The following is a 25,283-nucleotide window of genomic DNA, read 5'->3' as shown; positions in this document are numbered from 1 at the left end:
CGCGACCCTACCCAGCGTGAGGGTCCGCCGAGGCGAGGTGGCCCGGCCGGGCGGCTGACGGCTCAGCGAATCCGGCACGTGATGGCTCTTGTGCGAAGGAGCCGTTGGGGGAATCGTGGGTGAACCAGGAGGAACGTCATGGCAGACAAGACGAACACTTCCCAAGGCACCGGAGCCGCGCCCGCTGTGGACAGCCCGGACGCCATCCGCAACGTGGTGCTGGTCGGCCCGTCCGGGTCCGGCAAGACCACCCTCGTCGAGGCCCTGCTGGTGGCCTCCGGAGTCCTGAACAGACCTGGCACCGTCCTGGACGGATCCACGGTGTGCGACTTCGACGACGCCGAGATCAGACAGCAGCGCTCGGTGGGCTTGTCGCTTGCGTCGCTGCCGCACGACGGCGCCAAGGTGAACCTGATCGACACCCCCGGGTACGCCGACTTCATCGGTGAGCTGCGGGCCGGTCTGCGGGCCGCGGACTGTGCACTGTTCGTGATCTCGGCGAGCGAGGGCGTCGACGAGCCGACCAAGACGGTCTGGCAGGAGTGCGCCCACGTCGGGATGCCGCGGGCCGTCGTCATCACCAAGCTCGACCACGCCCGGGCGAACTACCAGAGCGCGCTGGCGGCCGCACAGGCGGCGTTCGGCGACAAGGTGCTGCCGCTCTACCTGCCCGCTGGTGACGGGCTGATCGGGCTGCTCTCCCAGACGTACTACGACTACTCCGGCGGCAAGCGGTCGACGTCCACGCCCGACTCGTCGTACGACGACCAGATCGAGGAGCTGCGCGGCACGCTGATCGAGGGGATCATCGAGGAGTCCGAGGACGAGTCGCTGATGGATCGCTACCTCGAAGGCGAGGACATCGACCAGAAGGTGCTCATCGACGACCTTGAGCGGGCCGTCGAGCGCGGGTCGTTCTTCCCGGTCATCCCGGTCTGCAGCGCCTCCGGCGTCGGCACCCACGAGCTGCTCGAGGTCGCGACCAGCGGTTTCCCGTCGCCGCTCGAGCATGCCCTGCCCGAGGTGTTCTCGCCGCACGGCGTGGCGCGCAAGGGCCTCACCTGCGATCCGGGCGGCCCGCTGCTCGCAGAGGTGGTGAAGACGACGTCGGACCCGTACGTCGGCAGGGTCAGCCTGGTCCGGGTGTTCTCCGGAACCATCAGGCCCGACGCGACGGTTCACGTGTCGGGCCATTTCACGTCGTTCTTCGGTTCGCAGAACTCGCATGCTGACCACGACGAGGACGAGCGGATCGGCACCCTGTCGTTCCCGCTCGGCAAGGTGCAGCGTCCGGCGGCTCAGGTGGTCGCCGGTGATCTGTGCGCGATCGGCCGGCTCACCCGGGCCGAGACCGGTGACACGCTGTCCGACAAGTCCGATCCGCTGCTGCTGAAGCCGTGGAACATGCCGGAACCGCTGCTGCCGATCGCGGTCCAGGCCCACGCCAAGACCGACGAGGACAAGCTGAGCGTCGGCCTGCAGAGGCTCGCGGCGGAGGATCCGACCCTGCGGATCGAGCAGAACCCGGAGACGCACCAGATCGTGCTGTGGTGCATGGGCGAGGCCCACTCCGACGTCGTACTCGACGCCTTGGCCAACCGGTACGGGGTGACCGTGGACACCGTGGAGTTGCGGGTGCCGCTGCGGGAGACGTTCGGTGGGAAGGCGAAGGGCCACGGCCGGCATGTGAAGCAGTCCGGCGGCCACGGCCAGTACGCCGTCTGCGACATCGAGGTCGAGCCACTGCCGGAGGGCTCGGACTTCGAGTTCGTCGACAAGGTGGTCGGCGGCGCGGTGCCGCGGCAGTTCATCCCGAGCGTCGAGAAGGGCGTCCGGGCGCAGATGGAGAAGGGTGTCTCCGCCGGGTATCCGATGGTCGGCATCCGGGTCACGCTGCTGGACGGCAAGGCTCACAGCGTCGACTCATCGGACATGGCGTTCCAGATGGCCGGCGGGCTCGCCCTGCGTGAGGCCGCGGCCGCGACCAAGGTCAGTCTGCTCGAGCCGGTGGATCTCGTCTCGGTGCTGGTGCCGGACGATCTGGTCGGCGCGGTGATGAGCGACCTGTCCGGGCGGCGCGGACGGCTGCTGGGGACCGACAAGGTCGGCGACGACCGGACCCTGGTCAAGGCCGAGGTGCCGCAGGTCGAGATCACTCGCTACGCGATCGACCTCCGCTCGCTGTCCCACGGTGCCGCGTCCTTCAGCCGGGAGTTCTCCCGCTACGAGGCGATGCCGGAGGGCGCCGCCGCGAAGATGAAGTCGTCTGCCTGACGGATCACTGTCCGGTGCCGCCGTCAGCTGAGGCGGCGCCGGACATCCCGCGACTTCAGGTACGCCGCGACGTCGTCGTACCGCTCGCTCTGGTTGGCGAACTCGATGTACGACCGGACGCGGTGCAACCAGTCGAGCGTCGACGGCTTGACCGAGGGCAGCACGTCGGCGAGATGGTGCATGGCCAGCGGCGGCTCTCCACCACTCGACAGCGCCTCGTCGATCACCCGGTCCACGCCACGCTCGATCAGGGCGCGCAGATCCGCGCCGCTGAACATCGGTGTCTGCCCAGCGAGCGCCTTCAGGTCCAGTCCCTCCGCCGGTACGTCCTGCACCAGCACGGACAGGATGTCGGCGCGAGCGGGCTCGTCCGGCGGCGGGACGAAGATCACGCGGTCGAACCGTCCCGGCCGCAGCATCGCCTCGTCCACGTCCCACGGCGCGTTGGTCGCGGCCAGCACGAGCAGACCGTCGTTCTCGGAGCCGATCGCGTCGAGCTCCTGCAGCAGTACGTCGACCAGCCGCCGCGCCTCCGAACCACCGTGCTTGTGCCGCGCGAAAGCCAGCGCGTCGAGCTCGTCGAGGAACAGCACGCACGGCGCATTCGCCCGGGCGCGCTCGAAGGCAGCGTGCAGGTTGCGCTCGGAGACCCCGAGATACGGGTCCATCACGTCCTCGATCCGGACGTTGATGAACGGCAGACCGCACTCCCCCGCGGTCGCCCGGGCCAGCAGCGTCTTCCCGCACCCGGGCGGCCCGTAGAGCATCACACCGCCGCCGGACTTCCGGCCGTACTTCTCGTACAGCTCCGGGCGGCTCAGCGGCAGGATCACCATCCGGTGGATGACCCGCTTGATGTCCTCCATCCCGCCGACCTGGTCGAAGGTCGTGGTCTCTTTCGGGGCGTCCAGCTCGAACGGCGCGTCCGCCTCGGGACCGACCTTGATCTTGACGCCACTGCGCTCGGCGATCATGTCGTCGACGAGCTGCTGCAGGCGCCCGGTCCCCTCGACCACGCCCTGCTGACGCGCCGCCTCGAGCAGGCTCCGCAGCAACGCGAGCCGCCCGTTGGCCGCGGCCAGTTCACCGACCGGAACGAACTGGTCCTCCGGCAACCCCTGCTGGTCGAGCAGTACGACGTACTGGTCCAGGGCCTCCTCGGTGTCGCCGGCACTCACCAGCGACTCGGCCAGGACCAGCCGCAGCAGTACGTCGTCCGGGCTGGTGTCGACCGCCTTGCGCAGAGCGGCGATCCGATCGTTCGTCATGAGCCCCATTTTCTGTTGATCCAGCGGCGGACCAGCGGCGGCGCGACCCAGGAGTACACGCAGAACGCCAGCCAGACCATCGCGAAGACGAACGAGAGCGGGGCCAACCCGGCCGCGCGCAGGCCGTAGATGATCGCGACCGCGCCGATCCAGACGACCAGCGGGTTGACGCGCTGGAAGGGACGCAGCGGCCGCATCATCGGATGGTTCATCAGCTTCGCCTCACGTGCGGCGGCTCGGAGGTCTGGGTCGCCGGGCTGGGACGCGGCGGCGGAGGCGAGCGAGTTGTAGCCGGATCGCGAGTCGCCCGTGAGCATTGACGCCGTACCGTGCAGGGCGCGGGCGCCGGGGTCCTCCGGGTCGTGCGAGAGAGCCTCCGTGCTGTGGCGGTGCATGTCGCGGTCGTTGCCGAGGGCGAAGGCGACCTGAGCGCGGGCGGCCGAGACGGCGGCGCTCTCCGGCGCGTACGACGCGGCGCGCTCGACCAGGGCGCTCGCCTTCTGCGCCTGGCCGGCGGTCAGACACACCCGGGCGTAGCCGATCAGGAGATCGGGATCGTTCGGGTCCAGGCTGAGACCTTGCAGGAACGCGGCCTCGGCCTCCGGGAGACGTCCTTCGGACCGCAGCGAGGAACCCAGCACCTGCAGCATCGGGAGGAACGGTCCGTGCTGAGCCAGGCCGTCCTTCAGTACGTCGATCGCCTCGGCGTTGCGGTCCAGCGCGTGCAGGGCGGCACCGCGGAACAGGTACGCACGGAAGTCGACCGCGGCGTCGCCCCACAGGCCCTGGAGTTCGTCAAGGGTGCGCTCCGGGTGACCGATCTGGAGCCAGTGGCCGGCCATCTGCAGGCGGGCCTCAGTCGGTTCGTTCACAGGGCCACCGTCACAAGGAGCAGGATCAGGGCTTCGGCGACCGCGCCGGCGATCGTCACTCCGAAGCCCGTGCCCCAGAGTGAGCCGTAGTCGGTGCCACGGAGCTGGAACGCGCGGTCCATCGGTCGCTGGATCCGGAGCTGGATCAGGCAGCAGACCACGGCGACGACCCGGATCCCGACCCGCAGGCCGGAGCCGAGGTCACCGTCGGTGTTCAGGACGGCGAAGGCCGCGATCACCACCGCCAGGCCGATCGCGCCGACGCCCAGGATCAGGCGCTGCTTGGCCGCGTCGACGCCGAGCCTGCGGGCGTTGAGGAACGCGATCACCGTCGAGGCGATCACCCCGCCGAAGAAGGCGACGTACGTCTGCGACATCAGCCGCCACGGGCGCACCGCCATGTCCACACCGGCGCCGATGGTCGGGCGCAGCAGTTCGTCCGGCATGAGGCTCCTCGATGGGCCATCGATCTGGGCACGCGCAGTCTACTGCTCTGGCGGGCATTAGCCTGGGGCGATGAGTGAGACGAACTGTCTGTTCTGCGGGATCGTGGCTGGGAGCATTCCGGCGACGCGGGTGGCGGAGACCGAGCGGGCGATCGCGTTCATGGACATCAACCCGGCGACGGCCGGACATCTGCTGGTGATTCCGCGGGCGCACTCGACCGATCTGCGCGAGGCCGGCGCCGAGGACCTCACCGCGGCGACGTTGCTCGCGCAGTCGCTGGTCAGCCGGGTGATCGAGCGCCTGGACGCCGACGGTGCCAACCTGCTCAGCTGCATCGGCGAGGCCGCCTGGCAGTCCGTCTTCCACACCCACCTCCACGTCATCCCGCGGTACCAGGACGACCCGCTCCAGCTCCCCTGGCACCCGACCCCAGGCGACATGGACCAGATCCAAGCCACCGCCGCGAAACTGGTGTAACGCTTCCGCACCCTCACGACACTGCAGGGCTGACCGAACACCTCAGCCCTGGGAGTCGTCATGACGCAAGCCATCGCCACCGCTCCTCCCACGCCGTGCGTCGAACCCAAGAGCGCGCTGCTGCGAAGACGGCTGATGCCTCTGTGGGTGGCCACCTTCCTGCAGGGCGTCGGGTTCTGGGTGCCGGTCGAGAAGCTGTTCATGAGCGGGATCGGGTTCGATGCGGCCACGATCGGCGTGATGGCGGCCGCGTACGCCGCGCTCGTGCCGGTGATGGAGGTGCTGTCCGGCGTACTCGCGGACCGCTGGTCGCGGCGAGGCGTGCTGATGGTGGCCGGTGTCGGTCTACTGCTGAGCGTGTTCATCGGCGCGATCAGCCAGAACGTCGTCACTTACATCGTGGCGGCGCTGCTCCTGGGGATCTACTTCGCGATGTACTCGGGGACCGTCGAGGCCGTGGTGTACGACGTGGTCGTCGAGGAGACCGGTGACGGCGCGGAGTACGAGCGGCGGATCGGGTGGGTCCGCTTCGTCGAGAGCGTCGCCCTGGTGGGAAGCGCGTTGGCGGGCGGGTGGATCGCGGCCGCGCTTTCGCCGCGGGCGACGTACTTCCTCACACTGCCCTTCGCAGCGCTCTACCTGGTCGCGCTGAGCCGGTTCTGCGAGCCTCGGCTGCATCGGACGACCGAACGGACCTCGCTCCGGGATCACCTCGTGGTCACGTACCGCGCGATCACCGACCGTGGGCGGTTGGTGCCGATCGCGGCGGCCACCGTCATGTCGGCGATGATCTTGCAGGCGATGTACGAGTTCGGTCCGCTCTGGCTGGTCACGCTCAAGGCAGAGGCCGGGTACTACGGTCCGTTCTGGGCACTGCTGGTCGGGATGATCGGGGTCGGTGGACTCCTCGCGAGTCGGCTGCATCTCGAACGACCGCTGTCCGTGGCGATCGTCGTACTCACCATGCTGGCTGCGTGCGTGACCATGACGACCAGCCGCAGCCTGGCCGCGTTGACCGCCGCCATGGTCGCGCTGACGCTGTTGCTCGTAGTGATCGGCATCCACCTCAGCCAACTGATGCATGACGCGGTGCCGTCGACGATCCGGACCGGTGTGGCGTCCGGGATCAGCGCGGTCTCGTGGTTGCTGTTCACGCCGTTCGCGCTGATCTTCGGTGCCGTGAGCAAGCACGCCGGCGTCTACGTGTCGGGCTGGATGATCACCGGCGCGGTCGCGCTCGCCGGTGCCGCGCTCGTCTGGGTGCAGCGGCGTGCGGTCGCCGTACGCTGAGCCGATGATGGCCGGGCTGCCGTCGGACGACGTACTCCTCGAGCGGTTGCGGACCGGCGACGAGGACATGTTCGCGCTGCTCCTGGACGGCTGGTCCGGCGGTATGCGGCGGGTCGCGCGCTCGTTCGTGTCGACCGAAGAGTCAGCCGCCGAGGTCGTGCAGGAGACCTGGCTCGCGGTGATCGAGGGCATCGGCCGGTTCGAGGGCCGGTCCTCGCTGAAGACCTGGGTCTACCGGATCCTCACCAACACCGCGAAGCGCCGCGGCACCCGCGAGCACAAGGTCGTGCCGATGAGCAGCATCGACGACCAGGGGCCGACTGTTGACCCGAGCCGGTTCCGCCCGGCGGGCGATCCGTTCCCCGGCCACTGGTGGGACTACCCGCCGGCCTGGTCGTCACCGGAGCAAGGGTTGCTCACCGCCGAGGTCCGCGCCTCCCTGACGGAGGCTCTGGCCGCACTCCCCGAGCGCCAGCGCCTGGTCGTCGTACTGCGGGACATCGAGGGCTGCCCGTACGACGAGGTGTGCGAGCTGCTCGGGATCACGGCGGCGAACCAACGGGTGCTGCTGCACCGCGCGCGGGCGTTCCTGCGCGGCAGACTGGAAGATTTCTACCAGCGGGAAGGTGACAAGTCATGAGCGATCTCGAGTGCCGTGAGTTCGTCGAGCGCGTGACGGCGTTCCTCGAAGGGACCCTGGGTCCGGAGGCGGAGCAGGACTTCGTCGACCACCTGCCCCTGTGCGATGGCTGTGAGCGCTACCTCGACCAGATCCGCCAGACGACACAGACCCTGAACGACCTGCCCGGCGACCCCTTACCAGCCGACGCCCGCAGCGCCCTCCTCAGCGCCTTCCGCGGTCGCCGCTAGCGCCGCGCGACGAGTTCGTAGACCGAGAGGAGCTCTGGTAGCAGAACCGACCAGTCGTAGCGAGGTACGGCGCTCAGTCCGGCGGAGCGAAGCTTCTCGCGGTCGTCGGGACTGCCCAGGAGCCGGAGTGCACGGTGAGCGAGTTCGTCGGCGCTCCCCGGCTCGAACAGCTCGCCCAGGCGGCCACCGTCGAGGACCTGCCGGAAGGCGGCCAGATCGCTGGCCAGGACGGGAGCACCTGCCGCCATCGCCTCGAGCAGGACGATGCCGAAGCTCTCGCCACCCAGATGCGGCGCGACATAGACGTCCGAGCCGGCCAGCATGTCGGCGCGGGCGTCGTCGTCGATCTCGCCCAGGAAGAGGATGTTGTCGCGGAACCGCCCGGGCACAGCGCGCCGTGCCTCGTCTGCCTGACCAGACCCGGCCACCAGGATCTTCAGCCCCGGCCGCTCCGCGACCAACGCGGGGACGGCCTTCACCAGGACACCCAGGCCCTTGCGGGGTTCGTCGAGGCGGCCGAGGAAGCTGATCGTGCCGTCGTCGCCCATCCACTCCGGGCGGGGACTTCCCTTGAAACGCGCGGTGTAGAGACCGTTCGGGATCACGACCGCCTCGCCGCCGATGTGCTGGACCATCATCGAACGCGCGTTCTCCGAGACCGCGATCCGGGCGTCGATCTTCTCCAGCGCGGGCCGGAGCAGACTGGCGGCGGCACTCATCGCGCGGGACCGGACCTGCCAGGTGTGGAACGTCGAGACGAACGGGCCGTCGGCCGACCAGAGCGCGATGATCGACGCACTCGGAGTCGTCGGCTCGTGCACGTGGACCACGTCGAACCGGCCGTCGGCGAGCCAGCTCTTCACCCGCGCCGCCGTCCGTGGGCCGAACGTGACCCGCGCGACCGATCCGTTGTATGGGACCCCGACCGCGCGTCCGGACGAGACGACGTACGGCGGGACCGCGTCGGAGTCGTCGACCGGCGCCAGGACGGACACCTCGTGGCCGACCCCGAGCAGGGCCTCGGCGAGGTCGCGGACATGGTTCTGCACCCCGCCGGGCGTGCCCAGCGAGTACGGGCACACCACACCGATCCTCACGGAACGATTCTCACTCCTCCAGGAAAATCCTCTGCAGCATGTGCCAGTCCTGGGGGTGCGCGGCGATCCCGGCGGCGAAGGCGTCCGCGCAGCGCTGGGTCATCCCGGCGGTGCCGCCCTCGGGCTCGATGGCGTCGTGGAACGTGATCACCAGCTGAGGCCCGTCGTAGTGCAGCGTCGCCGGGATGAGCGGGGCTCCCGTCCGCAGGCTCAGTGCGGCCGGACCGGCCGGCATCCGCGACGGACGGCCGAAGAACGTCACCGGTACGCCGCGCTCGGACAGGTCCCGGTCGGCCACGAGGCAGACGAACCCGCCCGCCTGCAGCCGCTCGGCCAGGATCCCGACGACATCCTGGTCACCGCCGGTCAGCGGGAGAACCTCCATGCCGAGCTTCTTGCGGTACTCGATGAAGCGGTCGAACAGGGACTCCGGCTTCAGCCGCTCGGCCACGGTCGACACCGGCATCCCGGTCAGACCTGCCCAGGCGCCGGCGTGGTCGTAGTTCGCCAGGTGCGGCAGCGCGCAGATCACACCCTGGCCGGCCGCGTGAGCGTCGCGGAGCAGCTTCTCGTTGACCGTACGGACCCGGCCGACGACCTCCTGGTCCGACCACTCGGGCAGCCGAAACGCCTCCTGCCAGTAGCGCAAATACGAACGCATTCCGGCCAGCGTGAGCGCATCCAGCTCCGCCGGTGTGGCATCCGGGCGGACCACGGCCAGGTTCCCGCGCAATCGCCGTACGCCGCGACCGTTCCGGCGTACGACGTGATCCGCGGCTTGGCGGAACAACCAGGTGACTGTCTTCTCAGGTAGCCGTCGGACCAGCGCCCAGGCGAGCGCGAACGCGAGATCGGCAGCCCGCTGACGGAGGCCGTCCATGCCTCAGTTCTTCGGGTCCGGTTCGGCCGGGGGCTCGGTGGCGGCCGTGGGCTCAGTCGTGGCCTGAGGCTCGGTCGTCGCCGGTGGCGGGGTGTCCAGGCCGGCGTTGGCGGGGTCGGCGAGGACCTGCTTGCGGACCGACAGCGACCGCTGGACCACGGTGATGGTGCTGGCGACGGCGACCGCCCAGATCACGATCTTCAGCAGGATCGGCAGGTCGAACACGTCGGAGAAGAACGCGATGACCAGGGTGAACACGAGCCGGTCCGCGCGCTCGGCCAGACCACCGCTCGCCTTCAGCCCGAGGCTCTCGGCCTTGGCCCGCGCGTACGACGTGACTGCACCCATCACCAGCGCCCACAGCGTGACCGCGGCCATCAGGGTCGAGTCGCCGGCGCGTGAGTTGGCGTAGTACATGACCAGGCCGCCGTAGATCGCGCCGTCGCCGATGCGGTCCAGGGTGGAGTCGAGGTACGACCCCCACTTCGACGACGTGCCCGACGTGCGGGCCATGAAGCCGTCGATCAGGTCCGAGAACACGAAGCAGGTGATGATCACCACGCCCAGCCACAGCTGGCCGCGCGGGAAGAAGATCAGCGCGCCCGCGCACACGCCGATGGTGCCCACGAGCGTGACCATGTCAGCGGTCACGCCGAGCCTGAGCAGGAGTTTGGCGATCGGCGTGATCACCTTGGTCCAGAACTGCCGGAATCTGTTAAGCATGGCGGGCCGATCGTAGTCCAGCCGGATCACCATCCGGTGACATGCCACGGCTTTCCGCCTGCGGTAGACCTGATTTCGCGCGATGCTGACAGGGTGAGGACGCGACGGAGGATGGCGCGGCCCAGCCGCGGCGCGCTGGCTGGTGCGCTGGCTGGTGCGCTCGTTCTGGCGCTGCTGACCTCCGGCTGCTCGGTCGCACGCAAGGCCAACGGCTCCCGGCCGGTCACCGTGCCGACGCAGCCTCCCGCCGTCGTCCCGACCGCCATCGCTCCCCCGCAGGCCGAGGGCCTGGACGGTACGGCGGGGGCACCAGGACCACAGGTGTGTACGGCGATCACCAGCACACTGACCGCCAAGCTGCACGTGCCGGTCACCGCGAAACCGAACGCCTGGAACGACGGCGGCCTGCCCGCCATGGACCTGTGCACACTGCTTCTCGAGGACCGCGTCGTCACGATCGGTGTCACTGCGCTCCCCCGCCAGCCCGACTCGCTCAACCGGCTGCTCACCGGCGCCGCCACGGTCGAGCCTCTCGCCGAACTCGGACCAGGCGCCCTGATCACTGAGTCCCGGATCGTGTTCACGGTCGGCGACCGGGCCGTCCGCATCACGCCGGCGGGCGGTATCGATCGCAGTACCGCGGACGGCATCGACCGGGCCAAGGCGGTGGCGATCGCGCTGGCGACGCGGGACGCCGTACCGACGTCGCTGCGGAACGCTCGGCAGACCGACGCAGCCTGCCAGCTGTCGAACTCGCAGGCCGAGGACTTCGCCGGGGCGCAGGTGCAGCTGCGGCGGGACTATCGGGTCCGTGGTGCGTTGACGTGTATCTGGGGGACGTACGACGCGACCGTGTCGATCGTCGAGGCGTTCGACCAGCCGACGATCCCGGAGGCGGACCGGACGCCTCCACCGCAGCTCGCGCCGGTCGGCCAGCCCGGCTACTACCTCCCGGACAAGGGCGAACTCGTCTTCCGCCTCGGCCGCCGCGTCGTCCGCGTCACCGGCCTGACGAACCCACCCCGCGTGGTCCCCCTGACCACCCTCCAAGGCATCGTCGACCCGATGATGCCCCTGTTCCTGCGCTGAGCCTGCCTAGGGCCAGGACTTGGCGAGCAGGGCCCTGGTTTCGGACAGGAGTTGCGGCAGCACCTTGGTGTGGGCGATCGCCGGCATGAAGTTGGTGTCGCCTGCCCAGCGCGGCACGACGTGCTGGTGCAGGTGGGCGGCGATCCCGGCGCCGGCGATCTCGCCCTGGTTCATGCCGATGTTGAAGCCGTGCGCGGCCGACACCGCCCGGACCGCCTGCATCGCCTGCCGGGTCAGCACCGACACGTCCGTGACCTCCGCGTCGGTCAGCTCCGTGTAGTCCGCGACATGCCGGTACGGCACCACCATCAGATGGCCAGGGTTGTACGGGTACAGGTTCAGCACCGCGTACGCCGCCTCGCCCCGGTGCACGATCAGCGCGTCGGCATCCGGCAGCCCCGGCAACCGGCAGAACGGGCAACCCGACCCGGCCGCACCACTGGTCGGCTTGTTCTCCCCCTCGATGTAGGCCATCCGGTGCGGCGTCCACAACCGCATGAACGGATCCGGCACCCCGACCCCGTCCTGCACAACCACCTCATCCGGCGCGTACGGCGACTCCGGTACGCCGCCCTGGTCGTCGGCGGACGGTTGGTCGGGGGAACCCGTCATACCTGGACGCGCTTCTGGACGGCCTCCACGATCTCGCTCACCGCGTCGGCGATCGGTACGCCGTTCTTCTGCGTGCCGTCGCGGTAGCGGAACGACACCGACCCGGCGGCCATGTCGTCGTCGCCGGCGATCAGCATGTACGGGACCTTGGACTTCTGGGCGTTGCGGATCTTCTTCTGCATCCGGTCGTCGGACGAGTCGACCTCGATCCGGATCCCCTGCGCCTTCAGCTGCGCGGCGACGTCGTACAGGTAGTCCACGTGGCCGTCGGTGACCGGGATGCCGACCACCTGGACCGGGGCCAGCCAGGGCGGGAAGGCACCGGCGTAGTGCTCGGTCAGCACCGCGACGAACCGCTCGATCGAGCCGAACAGCGCGCGGTGGATCATCACCGGCCGCTGCCGGGACCCGTCCGGCGCGGTGTACTCCAGCTCGAACCGCTCCGGCAGGTTGAAGTCCAGCTGGATCGTGGACATCTGCCAGGTCCGGCCGATCGCGTCCTTGGTCTGGACCGAGATCTTCGGGCCGTAGAACGCTGCGCCGCCCGGGTCCGGGACCAGCTCGAGACCGGAGCCCTCGGCAACCTCCCGCAGCGTCTCGGTCGCCTCCTCCCAGACCTCGTCGGAGCCGACGAACTTGTCCGGGTTCTTGGTCGAGAGCTCGAGGTAGAAGTCGTCCAGGCCGTAGTCGGCGAGCAGGCCGAGCACGAAGGTCAGGAGCTTGCGCAGCTCGTCGCGCATCTGCTCGCGGGTGCAGTAGATGTGCGCGTCGTCCTGCGTGAACCCGCGGGCCCGGGTCATGCCGTGCACGACGCCGGACTTCTCCAGCCGGTACACCGTGCCGAACTCGAACAGCCGCAGCGGCAGCTCTCGGTAGGACCGGCCGCGGGCGCCGTAGATCAGGTTGTGCATCGGGCAGTTCATCGGCTTCAGGTAGTAGTCCTGGCCCTGCTTGCGGATCTGCCCGTCCGCGCCCCGCTCCTCGTCCAGGTGCATGGGCGGGTACATGCCGTCGGCGTACCAGTCCAGGTGGCCCGAGGTCTCGAACAGCTGCGCCTTGGTGATGTGCGGCGAGTAGACGAACTCGTAGCCGTCCTCGACGTGGCGCTGGCGGGAGTAGTCCTCCATCACCTTGCGCAGTACGCCGCCCTTGGGGTGGAACACCGCGAGCCCCGAACCGATCTCGTCCGGGAAGCTGAACAGGTCGAGCTCGCTGCCGAGCTTGCGGTGGTCGCGCTTGGCGGCCTCCTCCAGCCGGTTCAGGTACGCCTTCAGCTCGTCGCGCGACTCCCAGGCCGTCCCGTAGATGCGCTGGAGCTGCGGGTTCTTCTCGCTCCCCCGCCAGTACGCCGCGGCGGTCCGCATCAGCTTGAAGTTGCCCAGGTAGCCGGTCGCGGGCACGTGCGGGCCGCGGCACAGGTCCTTCCAGGCGACGGAGTCGTCCCGCCGGACGTTGTCGTAGATGGTCAGCTCGCCGCCGCCGACCTCGACACTCGCGCCTTCAGCCGCGTCCGCTGCCGAGCCTTTGATCCCGATCAGCTCGAGCTTGTACGGCTCGGTCGCGAGCTCGGTCCGCGCGTCGTCGTCCGAGACCACCCGGCGGCTGAACCGCTGCCGCTCCTTGATGATCTGCTGCATCTTCTTCTCGAGCTTGCCCAGGTCGTCCGGGGTGAACGGGGTGGGCACGTCGAAGTCGTAGTAGAACCCGTTCTCCACCGGCGGCCCGATGCCGAGCTTGGCCTCCGGGAACAGGTCCTGCACCGCCTGCGCGAGCACGTGCGCGGTGGAGTGCCGGATGATCGCCCGGCCGTCCTCCGACGACGCCTTCACCGGCTCGATCTCGTCGCCGTCGGCGACCACCCGGGACAGGTCGCGCAGCTCACCGTTGACGCGGGCGGCGATGGCGGAGCGGTCCTGGCCGAAGATTCCGGCGAACAGCTCCCCGATCGTCGTCGTCTCGGTCACACTCCGCTCAGCCTCGCCCTCGACGCCGATCAGATGGACCTTGACTTCCGGCACGTTCACTCCTCGAGTTCGCCGACCGGCCGAGATGCCGGTCACGCCACAGATGGTATCGACTCCGGACCCACGGCCCGACGGCGTATCCACAGGTCCGGCCACCTGACGAAAGTAGGGGGTCGCCGACGCCCATCGTCCGATGTGCCAGGGGTGCCCGGATTCCTAGGTTCGAGACACCAATCCGTTGCAGAAGGGCCCCAGCGTGATCACGCTCGAAGGACTCACCAAGAGGTACGGCGACACCCGCGCGGTGGACTCGCTCGACCTGACCGTCTCCCCCGGCCGGGTAACCGGCTTCCTCGGCCCCAACGGCGCCGGCAAGTCGACCACGATGCGGATGATCCTCGGCCTCGACGCACCGACCGAGGGCACTGCCCTGGTCGACGGCCGCCCGTACGCTGACTGGCCGGCACCACTCACCAAGGTCGGCGCACTGCTCGACGCCAAGGCGCTGCACCCACGGCGGTCCGCGCGCAACCACCTGATCGCGATGGCCCGGAGCAACGGACTCCCGGTCAGCCGGGTGGACGAGGTCCTGTCCGTCGTCGGCCTGGACTCCGTCACCGGCAAGCGTGCCGGAGAGTTCTCTCTCGGCATGGGACAGCGCCTCGGCATCGCCGGTGCGCTGCTCGGCGACCCCGAGGTGCTGATGTTCGACGAACCGGTGAACGGCCTCGACCCGGACGGCGTCCGCTGGGTCCGCGGGCTGATGCGCTCGCTCGCGGCGGAGGGCCGGACGGTGTTCGTCTCCAGCCACCTGATGAGCGAGATGCAGCTGACTGCCGACCAGCTCGTCGTGATCGGGCGCGGCCGGCTGATCGCCGACGCTCCGGTCGCGGACGTGATCGCGCGGTCGTCGCGCACCACGGTCGCCGTCCGCGTCCCCGATCGGGCGCACCTCGCCGTACTGCGGGATCGGCTCATCACAGAGGCGGAGCGGGTGGAGTCGGCGGACGGCCAGTTGATCGTGACCGGCGTACCGGCGGAGCGGGTCGGAGATCTGGCGTATGAACTCGGCGTGCGGCTGCACGAGTTGCAGACCCAGCGGGCCTCGCTGGAGGAGGCGTACATGGAGCTCACCGCGGACAGCGTCCAGTACGGCGTCGCGGTGGCGTCATGACCGACGCGATCTTGCATTTCGCCGAGGAGTTGATGTCGTCGTGGTGGATCTACCTCGCGCTGTGGGGCTTCGCCGCCCTGGACGGGTTCTTCCCGGCCATCCCCAGCGAGACGCTCGTGGTCACCGCGGGCGTGTTCGTCGCGGCCAACGGTGAACCCAACCTGTACGCCGTGATCGCGGCCGCTGCCGTCGGTGCGTTCGTCGGCGACCACGTGTCCTATGCGCTGGGCCGTGGCGCCGGCGGCCGGCTGCTCGATCGGATGAAGCCGGGGACCAAACGGCACGCCGCCGTGCTGTGGGCTCGACGGGCACTGGCGGACCGCGGCGGACTTGTACTCGTGGTCGCTCGCTACGTGCCGGGTGGGCGCACCGCGGTCACGTTGACGATGGGATCGGTGCGGTACCCGCTGCGCAAGTTCTCGTCCTTCGCCGCCATCGCGGCCGTCAGCTGGGGCCTGTACTGCACCCTGGTCGGTTACATCGGCGGGAAAGCGTTCGAGGACAACCCGCTGAAGGGCGTGATCCTCGGCATCGGGCTGGCGCTCGCGGTCACGCTGATCGTGGAGGTCGTCCGGCACCGGCTCAAGAAGAAGCGGGCTCACGTCGAGCCCGAAGCTGAACTCGTGGAAGCAGGTGAGCGGTGAGTACGGCGGTTGTCACCCTGGGGACCGGTCTCCCGGACGCGGTGCGTTCGGAGTGGACCAAGCTGTGGACAGTCCGGTCGAGCTGGCTGAACCTCGCGGCAGCACTCGTGCTGACCACGCTGCTCGGCCTGCAGTTCGGCTTCAACCTCGCCTACACCAGCACCCATCTGGAGCCGGGGCAGGTCGCGCAGACGGAGGCCGTCGGGGAGTTCGGCGCTTCGGTCATCATGATCGTGCAGGTGGTGATCGCCGCGTTCGCCCTGCTGACCGTCACGTCCGAGTACGCGACCGGCAGTATCCGTTCGACCCTGCAGTGGACTCCAGTACGGCGGAACGTCGTACTCGCGAAGGCGATCGTGCTCGCACCGGTCCTGTTCGTCTACGGCCTGGTGCTCGCCGGTGTCGCAGCTGTCGCCGGCGGCCTGGCCGCGGGCTCGTGGGCCGACTGGACCGCGAGCACACTGGTGGTCGACCTGCTGTCGGTCGCCTTCTACGCGACGACAGCCGGGCTGTTCGCGGCCGGGATCGCCTGGGTCGTCCGCAGTACGGCGGGAACACTGACCGTGGCCTTCCTCCTGCTCATGGTCGTCCCGCTCATGCTCGGGCAGAGCTCGATCCGCGCACTCGTGTGGATCGCGGCCCTGCTCCCGGGCGGCGCCGGCCAGAACTACCTGACCGGCACGACCGATCCGCTCTCCCCGACTGTGAGCGGTGTTCTCCTGATCGCCTGGGCCGTCCTGGGTCTCGTCCTCGGCACGCGGATCCTGTCCCGCCGCGACGCCTGATCGGCGGACTCGCCGTACTCCGGTAGGAACGACGAAGTCGCCCGGACCTTGACGGTCCGGGCGACTTCGGCAACGGGCTTACCGCGGGACGTTCAGGGCGATCGTGATCTGCTCCGACACCTTCGCCGCCAGCTCCAGGGCTGCGCGGCGGGTGGTCGGCTGCAGCGCGGAGTGGTCGAGCGGGCCTTCGGCCGCGATGTGCTGGTCGGTCGGAATGTCGACGACAGCGGCCGCGCGCGACTCGAAGTACGGCCGGAGCTGCTTCTCGACCTCCTTGTTCACGTCGCCGGGACCGTTCGACACCGCGATCACCGCACGGCGGATCAGGCGCTGCGCCTCCGGGCCCTGGTTGTCTAGCTCCTCCAGCATCTGCACTGCGGCCGCGCAGGACAGGCTCTTCCACTTGATCGGGATGACGAGGGCGTCGGCCGCCTTCATCGCCTCGCGCCAGTTGCTGGAGCCCTCGTTGTTCCCGGTGTCGATCACGAGCACCTTGTAGAACCGGCTCAGCAACCGGTGGATCTGGTCGAAGTCCTTGGCCTCGATCTGCGCGTACGTCGTGGTCGCCGAGGTCAGTACGTCGTACTGCCCGGCGACCTGGTGCCGCAGGTACGCCGCCACGTCGCCGAGCCGGGCATCCGGCTGGGTCAGCATCGGCATCGCCTGGAGCATGTCGGTGACGGTGGACCGGGCATTCGTGTCGTGCGTACGCAGGTGCATGTTGCCGCGCAGCTCGTTGTTGTCCCAGGCGACCACGCCGCCGCCACGGGCCTGACCGAGCGCACCGGCGAGCAGCAGCGTGGTCGGCGTCTTGCCCGAGCCGCCCTTCGGGTTCGCCACCACGATCGTCACCGGGCGCCGGAACGCCGTCGCCGCGGTCGCGCGGGCGATCCGTTCCAGCCGCTCGCCGCTGCCCGGACGCAGTCGCAGCACACTGCGGACGCCGCGCTCCGCCGGGGCCTCCCGAGGCAGCGGAAGCGCCTGGATCAGCTCGTCCGTGCGGTAGGAGACGTCACGCTGCTGCGGCACGTTCTGACCGGGGATGCCTTGCGGGAAGAAGTGCTGCGCGGCCGGCGACAGCTGCTGACCGCCCTGCGCGGGAGCACTGGCGGCCGGAGGGTTCTCCGGGGCGCCGTAGCCCGCGCCGGAGCTGTGGAACGACGAGCCGCCGAACACAGGGCTGTTCGGGGCACCCTGCGGCGCCGTACCGCTGTCGCCCTGTCCGGCTGGCTGACCGCCGGCCGCCGGGCCGGACGACTGCTCGTCGGCGCTGTCCGCCTCGGCGTCGTCGGTCTCGTCCGTAGTGCCGGACTCGGCCGCCGGCTGCGACCAGGACGGGCTGGGCGGCGGCTGGCTGGGCCGGGACCACGCGTCGCCCGGGAACTCCTGGGAGAGCGCGTCCGGCTGCTCGTCGGGCTTCTCGGGCTCGTCGGCGGGCGCCGTGTTCGGATCCGGCTGGGTCCAGGAGGGCGTCGGTTGCCACATTCTCCGGACCTCGGCCGCCGCCGCTTCCCGGTCCTTGTGCTGTCCGGAGTTGTGCGAGTCGGTCACGACCTGGGTCCCCGATTCTGTCAGAGGGGGCGGGTGGCCCCTGGGGTTGCTGGGTTTTCGATTCCGGAGGTGAGGTCCCCGGGGAAGGTCCACTATCCCATGACCGGGTGTCCACACCACGTCACCACCCGGAGCGTCGCACCACCACCGGGTAACGGAATCTGACCCCTCAGCCAGTCACCAGACCGGCCTCGTAGGCGACGATAGCGGCCTGCACCCGGTTCTTGACCGCCAACCGCAGCAGAATCGCGCTCACATACGCCTTCACGGTGCCCTCGACCAGGAAGAGCCGCCGGGCGATCTCGGCGTTGGACAGTCCCGCGCCGACTAGTCCCAGCACCTCCAGCTCACGCGGACTCAGTACGGCGACCTGCTCCTTGGCAGCCGCCGCGCGGGCCATCGCACCACCGCCGGTGCCGGTGCTCAGCTCGGCGATCACCCGCTGGGCGACGCGGGGCGACAGATAGGCGGCACCTTCCGCGACAGCCTTGAGACCGGCGATCAACTCACGGGGGTCGCCCGATTTGAGCAGGAAGCCGCTCGCGCCGTCGCCCAGGGCGCGGGCGATGTACGCGTCCTCGGAGAACGTCGTCAGGATCACCACCGCGGTCTCGGGCACGGTCCGGCGGATCTCGGCGCCGGCCGCAAGACCGTCCATCCGCGGCATCCGGATATCGAGCACCGCCACGTCGGGCCGGTGCCGCCGTACCTGCTCGACCGCCTCCGCCCCATCGGCTGCCTCGGCAACGACCTCGATCGCGTCGTCGGTGTCGAGGATCGCGCGGACGCCGGCCCGCACCATCGCCTCGTCGTCGGCCAGCAGCACCCTGATCATGTCGTCATCCTGTGCTTTCGGGGGTCGGTACGACGGAACCGCTCTGCACGACCGTCTTGGCGACCAGCTTCCCGTCGGCGAAGCAGAGCCTGTAGACGTAGGTGATCGAGAACGGGACGTCCGGACTGTAGTAGCGGCAGGACCAGCCGGCCGGGGCCGTGTAACCCTCGCTGGGCGGGTCGATCATCTGCATCGCCGGGAGCACCTTCTCCACGTCGTCCTCCGGCTGCCCGATGGTCAGAGCGTCGTACTGACCGGGGTGCAGGATCGAGTTGTAGCCTGCGATCAGGTAGTAGCCCAAGGCAACCACGCCGACGGCCGCTCCGAGGATCAGCGGTGCGGCGACGGCCGTGACCAGACCGCGTCGCGCGCTGCGCCGCACCGTGGCTCGTTCCGCTTCCGCGGCAGACATCGGCGGTGCTTCGGGCTCGGGCCGGCCGCCCGCTCGCGGCATTGTTGCCACCACCTCGAAACCACCGCCGCTCCGTGGCCCCGCGGTCAGCGTCCCGCCGACGAGCCGGACGCGTTCGCGCAGTCCGTCCAGGCCGCGTCCGCTCGAGGGAACCGACTGGACCGGTCGCTGTGCGCCTGTGTCGACAATCTGCACGCGTACGTCGTCGTCCGCACGCGTCACGGTCACGGTGACCGCGGCGCCGGGCGCGTGCTTGCTCGCGTTCGTCAGTGATTCCTGGACGATGCGATGTACTGCGCGATCCACCATCGGCGACAGTTCGCCGTCACCCTCCTCGATCAGACGGACCTCGAGACCGGACTCGGCCGCCCGCTCGATCAGCGACGGCACGCTCTCGTCGCGGGGCACCGTCGGCGCGTCCGAGTCCCGCAGTACGCCGATGATCTCGCCGAGCCGATCCGTCGCCGTCGCGGCTGCTTCACGCAACGAGGTTGCGGCCTGCCGGTGCTCGTCCGGCAGGGACGGGTCGAGCTCCAGGGCGGCGGCGCGGAGGGCGATCAGGCTCAGCTCGTGGCCGACCGAGTCGTGCATGTCCTGGGCGATCCGGGACCGCTCGCGCAGTCGCTCCTGGTCGATCGCCATCCGCTGCTCGCGCTCGATCCGCTCCGCCCGGTCCCAGCCGGCCGAGGCGAGCAGAGCCTGCTGCGCGCGGTACCGCCCGACCAGCCACGGCAGCACGACCAGAAGCAGTGCGAGCAGCAGCATCACCAGCCAGCTCAGCACCGCCTCTGTGGCATGCTGCTCACGCTGCACCACCAGCGCGAGGAGCAGTCCGCCGAGCAGCGACCAGCTGCACACCATGACGAAGTGCTTCAGCTGAGTTTCCCGGCGACCTGCCAGGTAGCTCATCAAGGTGATCGCCGGGACCAACGCGACCTGGACGCCGTTCTGCGTGCCGAGCGCGAAGGCCAGGACGACGATCTCCGCCCAGGCGACGGCGGCGAGGGCGACCAGTGGCCAGCGCCGGCGGACGAAGACCGCCACGAACAGCGTCGCGATGAAGGCGGCCTGCATCCAGTACGGATCGCCGCGGGCACCGCTCTCCGCGAGCACGAGGAAGCTCAGCCCGGCCCACAGGCCGACGTCTCCCAGGCGCCGCCAGTTCATGCCCCAGACGCTACACAGTCACCCCGGCCTCGCCGTACTGCCGAAAGTCAGGTCTCCTACCCGTTGCCCTCAGCATCGACCAGCTCGAACGGGACCATGGTCAGGTTCGGCACCTCTTCACCGCGAAGCCGAGCGAGCAGCAGGTCCACCGCCCTCCGGCCCATCTCTTGCTGGTCCTGACGGACGTGCAGGTACGGCGGCCCGCCGATCGAGTCACCCGGCGAATCGAAGCAGGCGACCACCCGGTCGCCGCCAAGCGCCCGGTCCGTCATCCGGGCCAGGTTGTACTCGCAGGCGAAGTACGCCGTGACCTCAGGCAGCCGCTCGCGGAACGCGCGGATCACCTCGACATCCGCCTCGACGCTCTCCGTCGTCGTCGACCCGGGCAGGGTGCTGCGCAGATCGGTCAGCTCGTGGGGCTGGCCACGGCCGCCGAACGCGGACCGGAACCCCTCCAGCCGGTCCTCGATCGACGACGTATTCACCGGAGGCGGAGACACGAAGGCGATGTGGCGGTGCCCCTGGTCGAGCAGCCGCTCAGTGAGGGCCTTTGCCGCTGCCACGTTGTCTGTGTGGACCGCCGCGACGGGGATCCCGGACAGGTGGCGGTCGACCAGCACGACCGGATAGCCGTCCAGCACCTGCCGGAGCAGGCTGGCGTTGTAGAAGTCGCCGTGAACCGGGAACACGATCAGACCGTCCACCTCACCGGTCGCCACCAGGAGGTCCACGGCCTTCTCCTCATCGGACTGCCGGCCGTGCGTCCGCCGTACGATCAGATGCGCGCCGTACTCGGCACACCGCTCCTCGACCGCGCACAGCAACTCCAGGCCGTACGCCTCGGACACATCTGGGATGACGAGAGCGATCGAGCGGGCCTCAGGCCTCGGACGCGGCACCCGTCCCCGCAGCGGCACGGTGACACCGGTCAGGTCGGGCAGATGGCGTACGACGAACGTCCCCTTGCCGCGGATCCGCTCCACCAGGCCTGCCTCCCGCAGTACCTCGAGCGCCCGCTTGGACGTGATCCGGCTGACCTCGAACTCCGCCGCGAGCTCCATCTCCGACGGCACCCGGTCACCGGGCCGCAGCGCACCACGCCGGATCTGCTCCAGCACGTGCGCACTGATCCGCTCGTAGAGCAGCGCCACGGCCTCTCCCCTCACGTTGTCCGGTTGACATATCAGATCATGCGCGATGGCATGCCAACCACGCAGCAACCGGGGTTTCCTCCGGGTGAATCGGGGTGGTTCGGGACCCTTCGGGCTGTCAGCATTCGGGCATGACCGCCACGCGCCCGTCGGTGCCTGCATTCGCTGCTGTTCCCGTGTACGCCGTCGCTGGGGTCGTGGCCGTCGTACTGACGGCCTTGTCCAGGCGGTACGGGTACCACCGGGACGAGCTCTACTTCATGGTCGCGGGGCAACATCTCGACTGGGGGTACGTCGACCAGCCGCCACTGACACCGTTGCTCGCCCGGATCTCGACCGAAGCGTTCGGGAACACCCCGATGGGGCTGCGGGTGCTGTCGACGGTGGCCAGTGCGATCACGATCGTGGTGGTCGCACTGATCGCGCGGGAGTTCGGGAGCGAGCGGCGCGGCCAACTGCTGGCCGCGATTTGTGCGGCGGTGTCCGGGTTCGTGCTCGGCGTCGGGCATCTGGTGTCGACCGCGACGTACGACCTGCTCGCGTGGATGCTGATCGCGCTCTTCACGATCAAACTGCTGCGGACGACCGACGGCCGGTGGTGGCTCGCGCTCGGACTGACCGCGGGGATCGCGCTGGAGAACAAGTACCTCGTGGTGCTGCCGATCGGGGCCTTGCTCATCGCGGTACTGATCGTCGGTCCACGTGAGGTACTGCGTTCGTGGTGGCTGCTCGCGGGTGTCGCGGTCGCGGGGATCGTCGCGCTGCCGAACGTGCTGTGGCAGTTCCAGCACGATTGGCCGCAGCTCACCGTCGCCGGTGGCATCAGCGAGGACGACGGGACCGAGAACCGGATCATGTTCATCCCGCTGCAGATCCTGCAGTTGTCGCCGTTCCTGGTGCCGGTGTGGGTGGCCGGGTTCCGCCGGATGTGGCGGATGCCGTGGGCACGGTCCGTCGCGCTGGCCTATCCCCTGCTGTGCGTCGTCGTACTGGCCGTCGGCGGGAAGTCGTACTACGCGTTGCCGCTGCTGCTCGTGCTGGTGGCGGCTGGGGTTGAGCCGGTGCTGGCGTGGCGGAGATCGATTGTCGCGGTTGGACTCGCGCTGACTGCTCTCACGTCGGCGCTGTTCACGTTGCCCGTGTTGCCGGCTTCGGCGGTGGACTTCGTCATACCGGTGAACAAGGAACAGGGCGAGCAGATCGGGTGGCCGGAGCTGACGACGGCTGTCGCGGACGTGTGGAATCGGATCCCCTCGGAGCAGCGGGCGTCGGCGACGATCTTTACCGGCAACTACGGTGAGGCGGGTGCGTTGCGGCGCTTCGGGCCTTCGCATGGGCTGCCGCCGGCGTACTCGGGTCATATGAGCTTCGCGGACTGGGAGCGGCCGCCGGACAGCAACACCGGTCCGGTGCTACTCGTCGAGCAGGAGCGGACGCCGGCGTTCGAGGCGCACTTCCGCGATTGCGAGCAGGTGGGGACGATCGACAACGTCGTCTCGAACGACGAGGACGGCACCGCGCTGGTGCTGTGCGACTCCCCCGGCGCGCCATGGTCCACGCTCTGGCCGGACCTCCGCCGCTACTACTGACGGGCCCTAGGGTTGGCCGATGCCCTCCATGGTCGACATCCCTGCGGGAACCATCGCCCTCCGGGACGACCGCCTCGGCACCCGCTGGCAGGTGTCGTTGTCCGCCTTCCGGTTGGCCTGCTGTCCCGTCGTTGGCTCGGACGGCGTACCTGTCACCGGGATCAGCTGGTACGACGCCATTGCCTTGTGCAACGAGTTGTCGGAGAAGGCCGGGCTGCCCGCTGCCTATGTGGTGGATGGGTTGGAGGTCACGTGCGACTGGAACTCATCCGGTTATCGCTTGCCCACCGAGGCCGAGTGGCAGTACGCCTGCACCGCGGGTACGCCGGCGTACCGTTATGGACCGCTCGAGGACATCGCCTGGTACGCCGGGAACTCAGGCGGTGTCGCGCATCCGGTCGGCCTGAAGACGCCCAACGCATGGGGCCTCCACGACATGCTCGGCAACGTCTGGGAGTGGTGCTGGGACCTGTACGACCCCGCCACCTACGGCGCCTACCGAATCTTCCGAGGCGGCGGCCACGCCGACCCACCCCGCTCCATCGGCTCCACCGTCCGCCGTCGTTCCCACCCCACCTTCGCCATCGAGGACCTGGGGCTACGGCTCGCTCAGTCTTCGAGGACGGCCTGAAAGATGACGCTCCGCTCGGCAAAGCCCAGCCGGCTGTAGAACGCCCGCGCGCTGTGATTCGCGACGTACGACGTGACGCTGACGCTGGTCGCGTCGTTCTCTCGCGCCCACTCACTGAATCGGCCGACCAGCGCTTGCCCCACGCCACTCGCGCGAGAAGCGCTGTCCACATAGAGGCTGCGTATCTCCGCAGTACGCCGTCCGAAGCGTGTCGGTGAAGGTGCCGTCAGGTATCCGACGAGATGACCGACCACCACACTCTCGCGCCGCGCGACAAGCACCAGTGCGGAGTCGAGATCGATCAGCCGGGCGAAATCCTCGCGCCCATGCCGCGTCGGCCAGGAGACATCAACCTGAGGGTCGTGGACTCCAGCATCCTCATTGAAGAGCTGCGACTCCAACCGCACCAACTCATCGAGATCGGGGTGCACCGCGACACTGACCTGGGTTTGATCGATCATCGGGACGCCGCCGGGATACGGAACCGCCGGCTGCGCTCAACAGGCTCGATCTCGACCATCCCCGCACCAGTCATCACCCACGCGGAAGCAACGTTCCCGACGAAGCACTCACCCCACAGACTCGCGACGCCCAGCTCGGCACGGCAATACTCGAGTCCCGCGGTCAACGCTTCAGTCATGTACCCCTGCCCACGATGAGCCGCGCGTACGGCGTACCCGAAGCTCCAGTCCGCCACCGGCTCCTCGCTCTGCCCCATCCCGAGCCACCCCACCACCTCACCATCGGCCCGCCGCGTGAGGCTGAACTGCACATGCGTCCCGTCGTCCACAAACCCCATCAACCAATCCCGCACAGCCTCTTCGTCCCGCGGCCCGTAATCCCCCATGTACTGCCCCACCAGTTCATCGGTCCACATCTCACTCAAAGCCGCGAAGTCCCCCACCCCCGCCCACCGCATTCCCAACCGCCCGGTCCTCACCAACCCCATCACCCACCTCCCCCAGAAAACTACAACCCGCAATCCCCCAACCGCGACCGGTTAACGCCACCCCCCACCAACCCGAAGGCAACCAACCCAAACCCCAGCCCGAAACCCTTCCAGCGGCGAACACCCCGAGCCCGGAACCGCTAAAGCAGCGCCCAACCCCAGCCGGAACCACTAAAGCGGCGGCCAGCCCCCGCCGGGAACCGTCAACGCGGCGAGCAACCCCCACCGGGAGCTGTCCACGGTGAGCAACCCAGCCCGGAACCATCAAGCGGCGAGCAACCACGGCCGAAACCACTAACGCGGCGGCCAGCCCTCACCGGGGACCGTCAACGCGGCGAGCAACCACCGCCGGGAACCGTTCGAGCGGCGAGCAACCACCGCCGGCAACTGTCCCGCGGCGAGCAACCCCAGCGGGCCGAGCGAAGCGAAGGCCCCAAAAGGGGGTGCGGGTGGCGGAGCCCCCGCTCGCGGCGAGCGCAGCGCTGCCGCACAAACGACGAAGGCGACGCGGTCCGCGCACTCCGCGGACACA

26 protein-coding genes are annotated in these 25,283 nt (G+C 69.3%); 11 read left to right on the top strand and 15 right to left on the bottom strand.

The features are described 5' to 3' along the window. The first annotated feature begins 138 nt into the window (after window positions 1-138). Window positions 139-2,274 (top strand): elongation factor G-like protein EF-G2, encoded by a 2,136-nt coding sequence (locus tag ACGFH6_RS26150; RefSeq protein WP_393388836.1) that lies wholly within the window; start codon window positions 139-141, stop codon window positions 2,272-2,274. 23 nt (window positions 2,275-2,297) lie between these two features. On the opposite strand, the gene ACGFH6_RS26145 is transcribed toward ACGFH6_RS26150, so the two are convergent. From ACGFH6_RS26145 to ACGFH6_RS26135, 3 genes are read right to left on the bottom strand one after another with little or no spacing between them, the layout of a single operon-like run. After that, window positions 2,298-3,542: a tetratricopeptide repeat protein gene (locus ACGFH6_RS26145; protein ID WP_393388834.1), complete on the bottom strand. Its 1,245-nt coding sequence runs from the start codon at window positions 3,540-3,542 to the stop codon at window positions 2,298-2,300. Further along, window positions 3,539-4,414, bottom strand: a complete 876-nt coding sequence (locus ACGFH6_RS26140; RefSeq protein ID WP_393388831.1) for a tetratricopeptide repeat protein — start codon at window positions 4,412-4,414, stop codon at window positions 3,539-3,541. Before ACGFH6_RS26140 ends, ACGFH6_RS26145 begins: the two co-directional genes overlap by 4 nt. After that, window positions 4,411-4,860 carry a hypothetical protein gene (locus tag ACGFH6_RS26135; protein WP_393388829.1) on the bottom strand — a complete coding sequence of 150 codons (450 nt, stop codon included), beginning with the start codon at window positions 4,858-4,860 and terminating at the stop codon, window positions 4,411-4,413. The genes ACGFH6_RS26140 and ACGFH6_RS26135 overlap by 4 nt, the downstream gene beginning before the upstream one ends. A 70-nt stretch (window positions 4,861-4,930) precedes the next feature. On the opposite strand from ACGFH6_RS26135, the gene ACGFH6_RS26130 reads away from it, so the two are divergent. The 4 genes from ACGFH6_RS26130 to ACGFH6_RS26115 are packed head-to-tail and all read left to right on the top strand — an operon-like array spanning window position 4,931 to window position 7,498. Beyond that, window positions 4,931-5,338, top strand: a complete 408-nt coding sequence (locus tag ACGFH6_RS26130) for an HIT family protein (protein WP_393388827.1) — start codon at window positions 4,931-4,933, stop codon at window positions 5,336-5,338. A 60-nt stretch (window positions 5,339-5,398) separates the two neighbouring features. Then, window positions 5,399-6,628: an MFS transporter gene (locus ACGFH6_RS26125; protein WP_393388825.1), complete on the top strand. Its 1,230-nt coding sequence runs from the start codon at window positions 5,399-5,401 to the stop codon at window positions 6,626-6,628. A gap of 4 nt (window positions 6,629-6,632) precedes the next feature. After that, on the top strand, window positions 6,633-7,268 hold the full coding sequence (locus ACGFH6_RS26120) for an RNA polymerase sigma factor (protein WP_393388822.1): 636 nt from the start codon (window positions 6,633-6,635) through the stop codon (window positions 7,266-7,268). Beyond that, window positions 7,265-7,498: an anti-sigma factor family protein gene (locus ACGFH6_RS26115; RefSeq protein WP_393388820.1), complete on the top strand. Its 234-nt coding sequence runs from the start codon at window positions 7,265-7,267 to the stop codon at window positions 7,496-7,498. Before ACGFH6_RS26120 ends, ACGFH6_RS26115 begins: the two co-directional genes overlap by 4 nt. On the opposite strand, the gene ACGFH6_RS26110 is transcribed toward ACGFH6_RS26115, so the two are convergent. The 3 genes from ACGFH6_RS26110 to pgsA are packed head-to-tail and all read right to left on the bottom strand — an operon-like array spanning window position 7,495 to window position 10,198. Next, window positions 7,495-8,595: a glycosyltransferase family 4 protein gene (locus ACGFH6_RS26110; protein ID WP_393388818.1), complete on the bottom strand. Its 1,101-nt coding sequence runs from the start codon at window positions 8,593-8,595 to the stop codon at window positions 7,495-7,497. The two genes, ACGFH6_RS26115 and ACGFH6_RS26110, sit on opposite strands and share 4 nt — an antisense overlap. Window positions 8,596-8,605: 10 nt before the next feature. Beyond that, window positions 8,606-9,475 (bottom strand): phosphatidylinositol mannoside acyltransferase, encoded by an 870-nt coding sequence (locus ACGFH6_RS26105; RefSeq protein ID WP_393388815.1) that lies wholly within the window; start codon window positions 9,473-9,475, stop codon window positions 8,606-8,608. Between the two features lie 3 nt (window positions 9,476-9,478). Then, entirely contained in the window at window positions 9,479-10,198 is a 720-nt protein-coding gene (pgsA, locus tag ACGFH6_RS26100; protein WP_393388812.1) for a phosphatidylinositol phosphate synthase, read from the bottom strand. Between the two features lie 111 nt (window positions 10,199-10,309). On the opposite strand from pgsA, the gene ACGFH6_RS26095 reads away from it, so the two are divergent. Further along, the gene (locus tag ACGFH6_RS26095; protein ID WP_393388809.1) at window positions 10,310-11,287 is read left to right on the top strand and encodes a hypothetical protein; all 978 of its coding nucleotides are present in this window, start codon (window positions 10,310-10,312) and stop codon (window positions 11,285-11,287) included. A 6-nt stretch (window positions 11,288-11,293) separates the two neighbouring features. Here the strand turns inward: ACGFH6_RS26095 and ACGFH6_RS26090 are convergent, their stop codons facing one another. After that, window positions 11,294-11,899, bottom strand: coding sequence for an HIT family protein (locus ACGFH6_RS26090; RefSeq protein ID WP_393388806.1), 606 nt, complete (start codon window positions 11,897-11,899; stop codon window positions 11,294-11,296). Beyond that, window positions 11,896-13,917 (bottom strand): threonine--tRNA ligase, encoded by a 2,022-nt coding sequence (thrS, locus tag ACGFH6_RS26085; protein ID WP_393388804.1) that lies wholly within the window; start codon window positions 13,915-13,917, stop codon window positions 11,896-11,898. The genes ACGFH6_RS26090 and thrS overlap by 4 nt, the downstream gene beginning before the upstream one ends. Window positions 13,918-14,119: 202 nt before the next feature. Between thrS and ACGFH6_RS26080 the strand changes: the two genes are divergently transcribed. The 3 genes from ACGFH6_RS26080 to ACGFH6_RS26070 are packed head-to-tail and all read left to right on the top strand — an operon-like array spanning window position 14,120 to window position 16,466. Further along, the gene (locus ACGFH6_RS26080; RefSeq protein WP_393388801.1) at window positions 14,120-15,037 is read left to right on the top strand and encodes an ABC transporter ATP-binding protein; all 918 of its coding nucleotides are present in this window, start codon (window positions 14,120-14,122) and stop codon (window positions 15,035-15,037) included. Next, window positions 15,034-15,681: a DedA family protein gene (locus ACGFH6_RS26075; RefSeq protein WP_393388798.1), complete on the top strand. Its 648-nt coding sequence runs from the start codon at window positions 15,034-15,036 to the stop codon at window positions 15,679-15,681. The genes ACGFH6_RS26080 and ACGFH6_RS26075 overlap by 4 nt, the downstream gene beginning before the upstream one ends. Continuing rightward, entirely contained in the window at window positions 15,678-16,466 is a 789-nt protein-coding gene (locus ACGFH6_RS26070; protein ID WP_393388795.1) for an ABC transporter permease, read from the top strand. The genes ACGFH6_RS26075 and ACGFH6_RS26070 overlap by 4 nt, the downstream gene beginning before the upstream one ends. 78 nt (window positions 16,467-16,544) lie before the next feature. Here ACGFH6_RS26070 and ACGFH6_RS26065 read toward each other — a convergent pair whose 3' ends face one another. The 4 genes from ACGFH6_RS26065 to ACGFH6_RS26050 form a co-directional block, all read right to left on the bottom strand. Beyond that, complete coding sequence (locus tag ACGFH6_RS26065) at window positions 16,545-18,017, bottom strand: AAA family ATPase (protein WP_393388792.1); 1,473 nt, start codon at window positions 18,015-18,017, stop codon at window positions 16,545-16,547. A gap of 169 nt (window positions 18,018-18,186) precedes the next feature. Next, a complete protein-coding gene (locus ACGFH6_RS26060) occupies window positions 18,187-18,852 on the bottom strand; it encodes a response regulator (RefSeq protein WP_393388789.1) in 666 nt (221 codons plus the stop codon). A gap of 4 nt (window positions 18,853-18,856) precedes the next feature. Beyond that, window positions 18,857-20,431, bottom strand: a complete 1,575-nt coding sequence (locus ACGFH6_RS26055; protein ID WP_393388786.1) for a sensor histidine kinase — start codon at window positions 20,429-20,431, stop codon at window positions 18,857-18,859. A 56-nt stretch (window positions 20,432-20,487) separates the two neighbouring features. After that, window positions 20,488-21,582, bottom strand: coding sequence for a GntR family transcriptional regulator (locus tag ACGFH6_RS26050; protein WP_393388783.1), 1,095 nt, complete (start codon window positions 21,580-21,582; stop codon window positions 20,488-20,490). Window positions 21,583-21,713: 131 nt separating this feature from the next. On the opposite strand from ACGFH6_RS26050, the gene ACGFH6_RS26045 reads away from it, so the two are divergent. Together ACGFH6_RS26045 and ACGFH6_RS26040 are read left to right on the top strand one after the other, a co-directional pair. After that, complete coding sequence (locus tag ACGFH6_RS26045) at window positions 21,714-23,171, top strand: ArnT family glycosyltransferase (protein ID WP_393388780.1); 1,458 nt, start codon at window positions 21,714-21,716, stop codon at window positions 23,169-23,171. 19 nt (window positions 23,172-23,190) lie between these two features. Beyond that, window positions 23,191-23,802 (top strand): formylglycine-generating enzyme family protein, encoded by a 612-nt coding sequence (locus ACGFH6_RS26040; RefSeq protein WP_393388777.1) that lies wholly within the window; start codon window positions 23,191-23,193, stop codon window positions 23,800-23,802. Here the strand turns inward: ACGFH6_RS26040 and ACGFH6_RS26035 are convergent. From ACGFH6_RS26035 to ACGFH6_RS26025, 3 genes are all read right to left on the bottom strand, one after another. Next, a complete protein-coding gene (locus tag ACGFH6_RS26035; RefSeq protein WP_393388774.1) occupies window positions 23,781-24,263 on the bottom strand; it encodes a GNAT family N-acetyltransferase in 483 nt (160 codons plus the stop codon). The two genes, ACGFH6_RS26040 and ACGFH6_RS26035, sit on opposite strands and share 22 nt — an antisense overlap. Beyond that, entirely contained in the window at window positions 24,260-24,751 is a 492-nt protein-coding gene (locus ACGFH6_RS26030; protein ID WP_393388771.1) for a GNAT family N-acetyltransferase, read from the bottom strand. Before ACGFH6_RS26030 ends, ACGFH6_RS26035 begins: the two co-directional genes overlap by 4 nt. Before the next feature lie 294 nt (window positions 24,752-25,045). Further along, a partial coding sequence (locus ACGFH6_RS26025; protein ID WP_393388768.1) for a hypothetical protein occupies window positions 25,046-25,283 on the bottom strand: 238 nt, incomplete at its 5' end.

Origin of the sequence: Kribbella sp. NPDC049227 (genome assembly GCF_043197265.1) — a bacterium.
GTDB lineage: Bacteria > Actinomycetota > Actinomycetes > Propionibacteriales > Kribbellaceae > Kribbella.
Note: the sequence above shows the minus strand (reverse complement) of the source record. Positions and strands in the feature narration are given on the sequence as shown.

Bases quoted from the DNA above. Each gene is read 5' to 3' on its own strand.
- ACGFH6_RS26150 (WP_393388836.1), top strand. From the start codon at position 139: ATGGCAGACAAGACGAACACTTCCCAAGGCACCGGAGCCGCGCCCGCT.
- ACGFH6_RS26145 (WP_393388834.1), bottom strand. From the start codon at position 3,542: ATGACGAACGATCGGATCGCCGCTCTGCGCAAGGCGGTCGACACCAGC.
- ACGFH6_RS26135 (WP_393388829.1), bottom strand. From the start codon at position 4,860: ATGCCGGACGAACTGCTGCGCCCGACCATCGGCGCCGGTGTGGACATG.
- ACGFH6_RS26130 (WP_393388827.1), top strand. From the start codon at position 4,931: ATGAGTGAGACGAACTGTCTGTTCTGCGGGATCGTGGCTGGGAGCATT.
- ACGFH6_RS26125 (WP_393388825.1), top strand. From the start codon at position 5,399: ATGACGCAAGCCATCGCCACCGCTCCTCCCACGCCGTGCGTCGAACCC.
- ACGFH6_RS26120 (WP_393388822.1), top strand. From the start codon at position 6,633: ATGATGGCCGGGCTGCCGTCGGACGACGTACTCCTCGAGCGGTTGCGG.
- ACGFH6_RS26115 (WP_393388820.1), top strand. From the start codon at position 7,265: ATGAGCGATCTCGAGTGCCGTGAGTTCGTCGAGCGCGTGACGGCGTTC.
- ACGFH6_RS26105 (WP_393388815.1), bottom strand. From the start codon at position 9,475: ATGGACGGCCTCCGTCAGCGGGCTGCCGATCTCGCGTTCGCGCTCGCC.
- pgsA (WP_393388812.1), bottom strand. From the start codon at position 10,198: ATGCTTAACAGATTCCGGCAGTTCTGGACCAAGGTGATCACGCCGATC.
- ACGFH6_RS26095 (WP_393388809.1), top strand. From the start codon at position 10,310: ATGGCGCGGCCCAGCCGCGGCGCGCTGGCTGGTGCGCTGGCTGGTGCG.
- ACGFH6_RS26090 (WP_393388806.1), bottom strand. From the start codon at position 11,899: ATGACGGGTTCCCCCGACCAACCGTCCGCCGACGACCAGGGCGGCGTA.
- ACGFH6_RS26075 (WP_393388798.1), top strand. From the start codon at position 15,034: ATGACCGACGCGATCTTGCATTTCGCCGAGGAGTTGATGTCGTCGTGG.
- ACGFH6_RS26060 (WP_393388789.1), bottom strand. From the start codon at position 18,852: ATGATCAGGGTGCTGCTGGCCGACGACGAGGCGATGGTGCGGGCCGGC.
- ACGFH6_RS26055 (WP_393388786.1), bottom strand. From the start codon at position 20,431: ATGAACTGGCGGCGCCTGGGAGACGTCGGCCTGTGGGCCGGGCTGAGC.
- ACGFH6_RS26045 (WP_393388780.1), top strand. From the start codon at position 21,714: ATGACCGCCACGCGCCCGTCGGTGCCTGCATTCGCTGCTGTTCCCGTG.
- ACGFH6_RS26040 (WP_393388777.1), top strand. From the start codon at position 23,191: ATGCCCTCCATGGTCGACATCCCTGCGGGAACCATCGCCCTCCGGGAC.
- ACGFH6_RS26035 (WP_393388774.1), bottom strand. From the start codon at position 24,263: ATGATCGATCAAACCCAGGTCAGTGTCGCGGTGCACCCCGATCTCGAT.
- ACGFH6_RS26030 (WP_393388771.1), bottom strand. From the start codon at position 24,751: ATGGGGTTGGTGAGGACCGGGCGGTTGGGAATGCGGTGGGCGGGGGTG.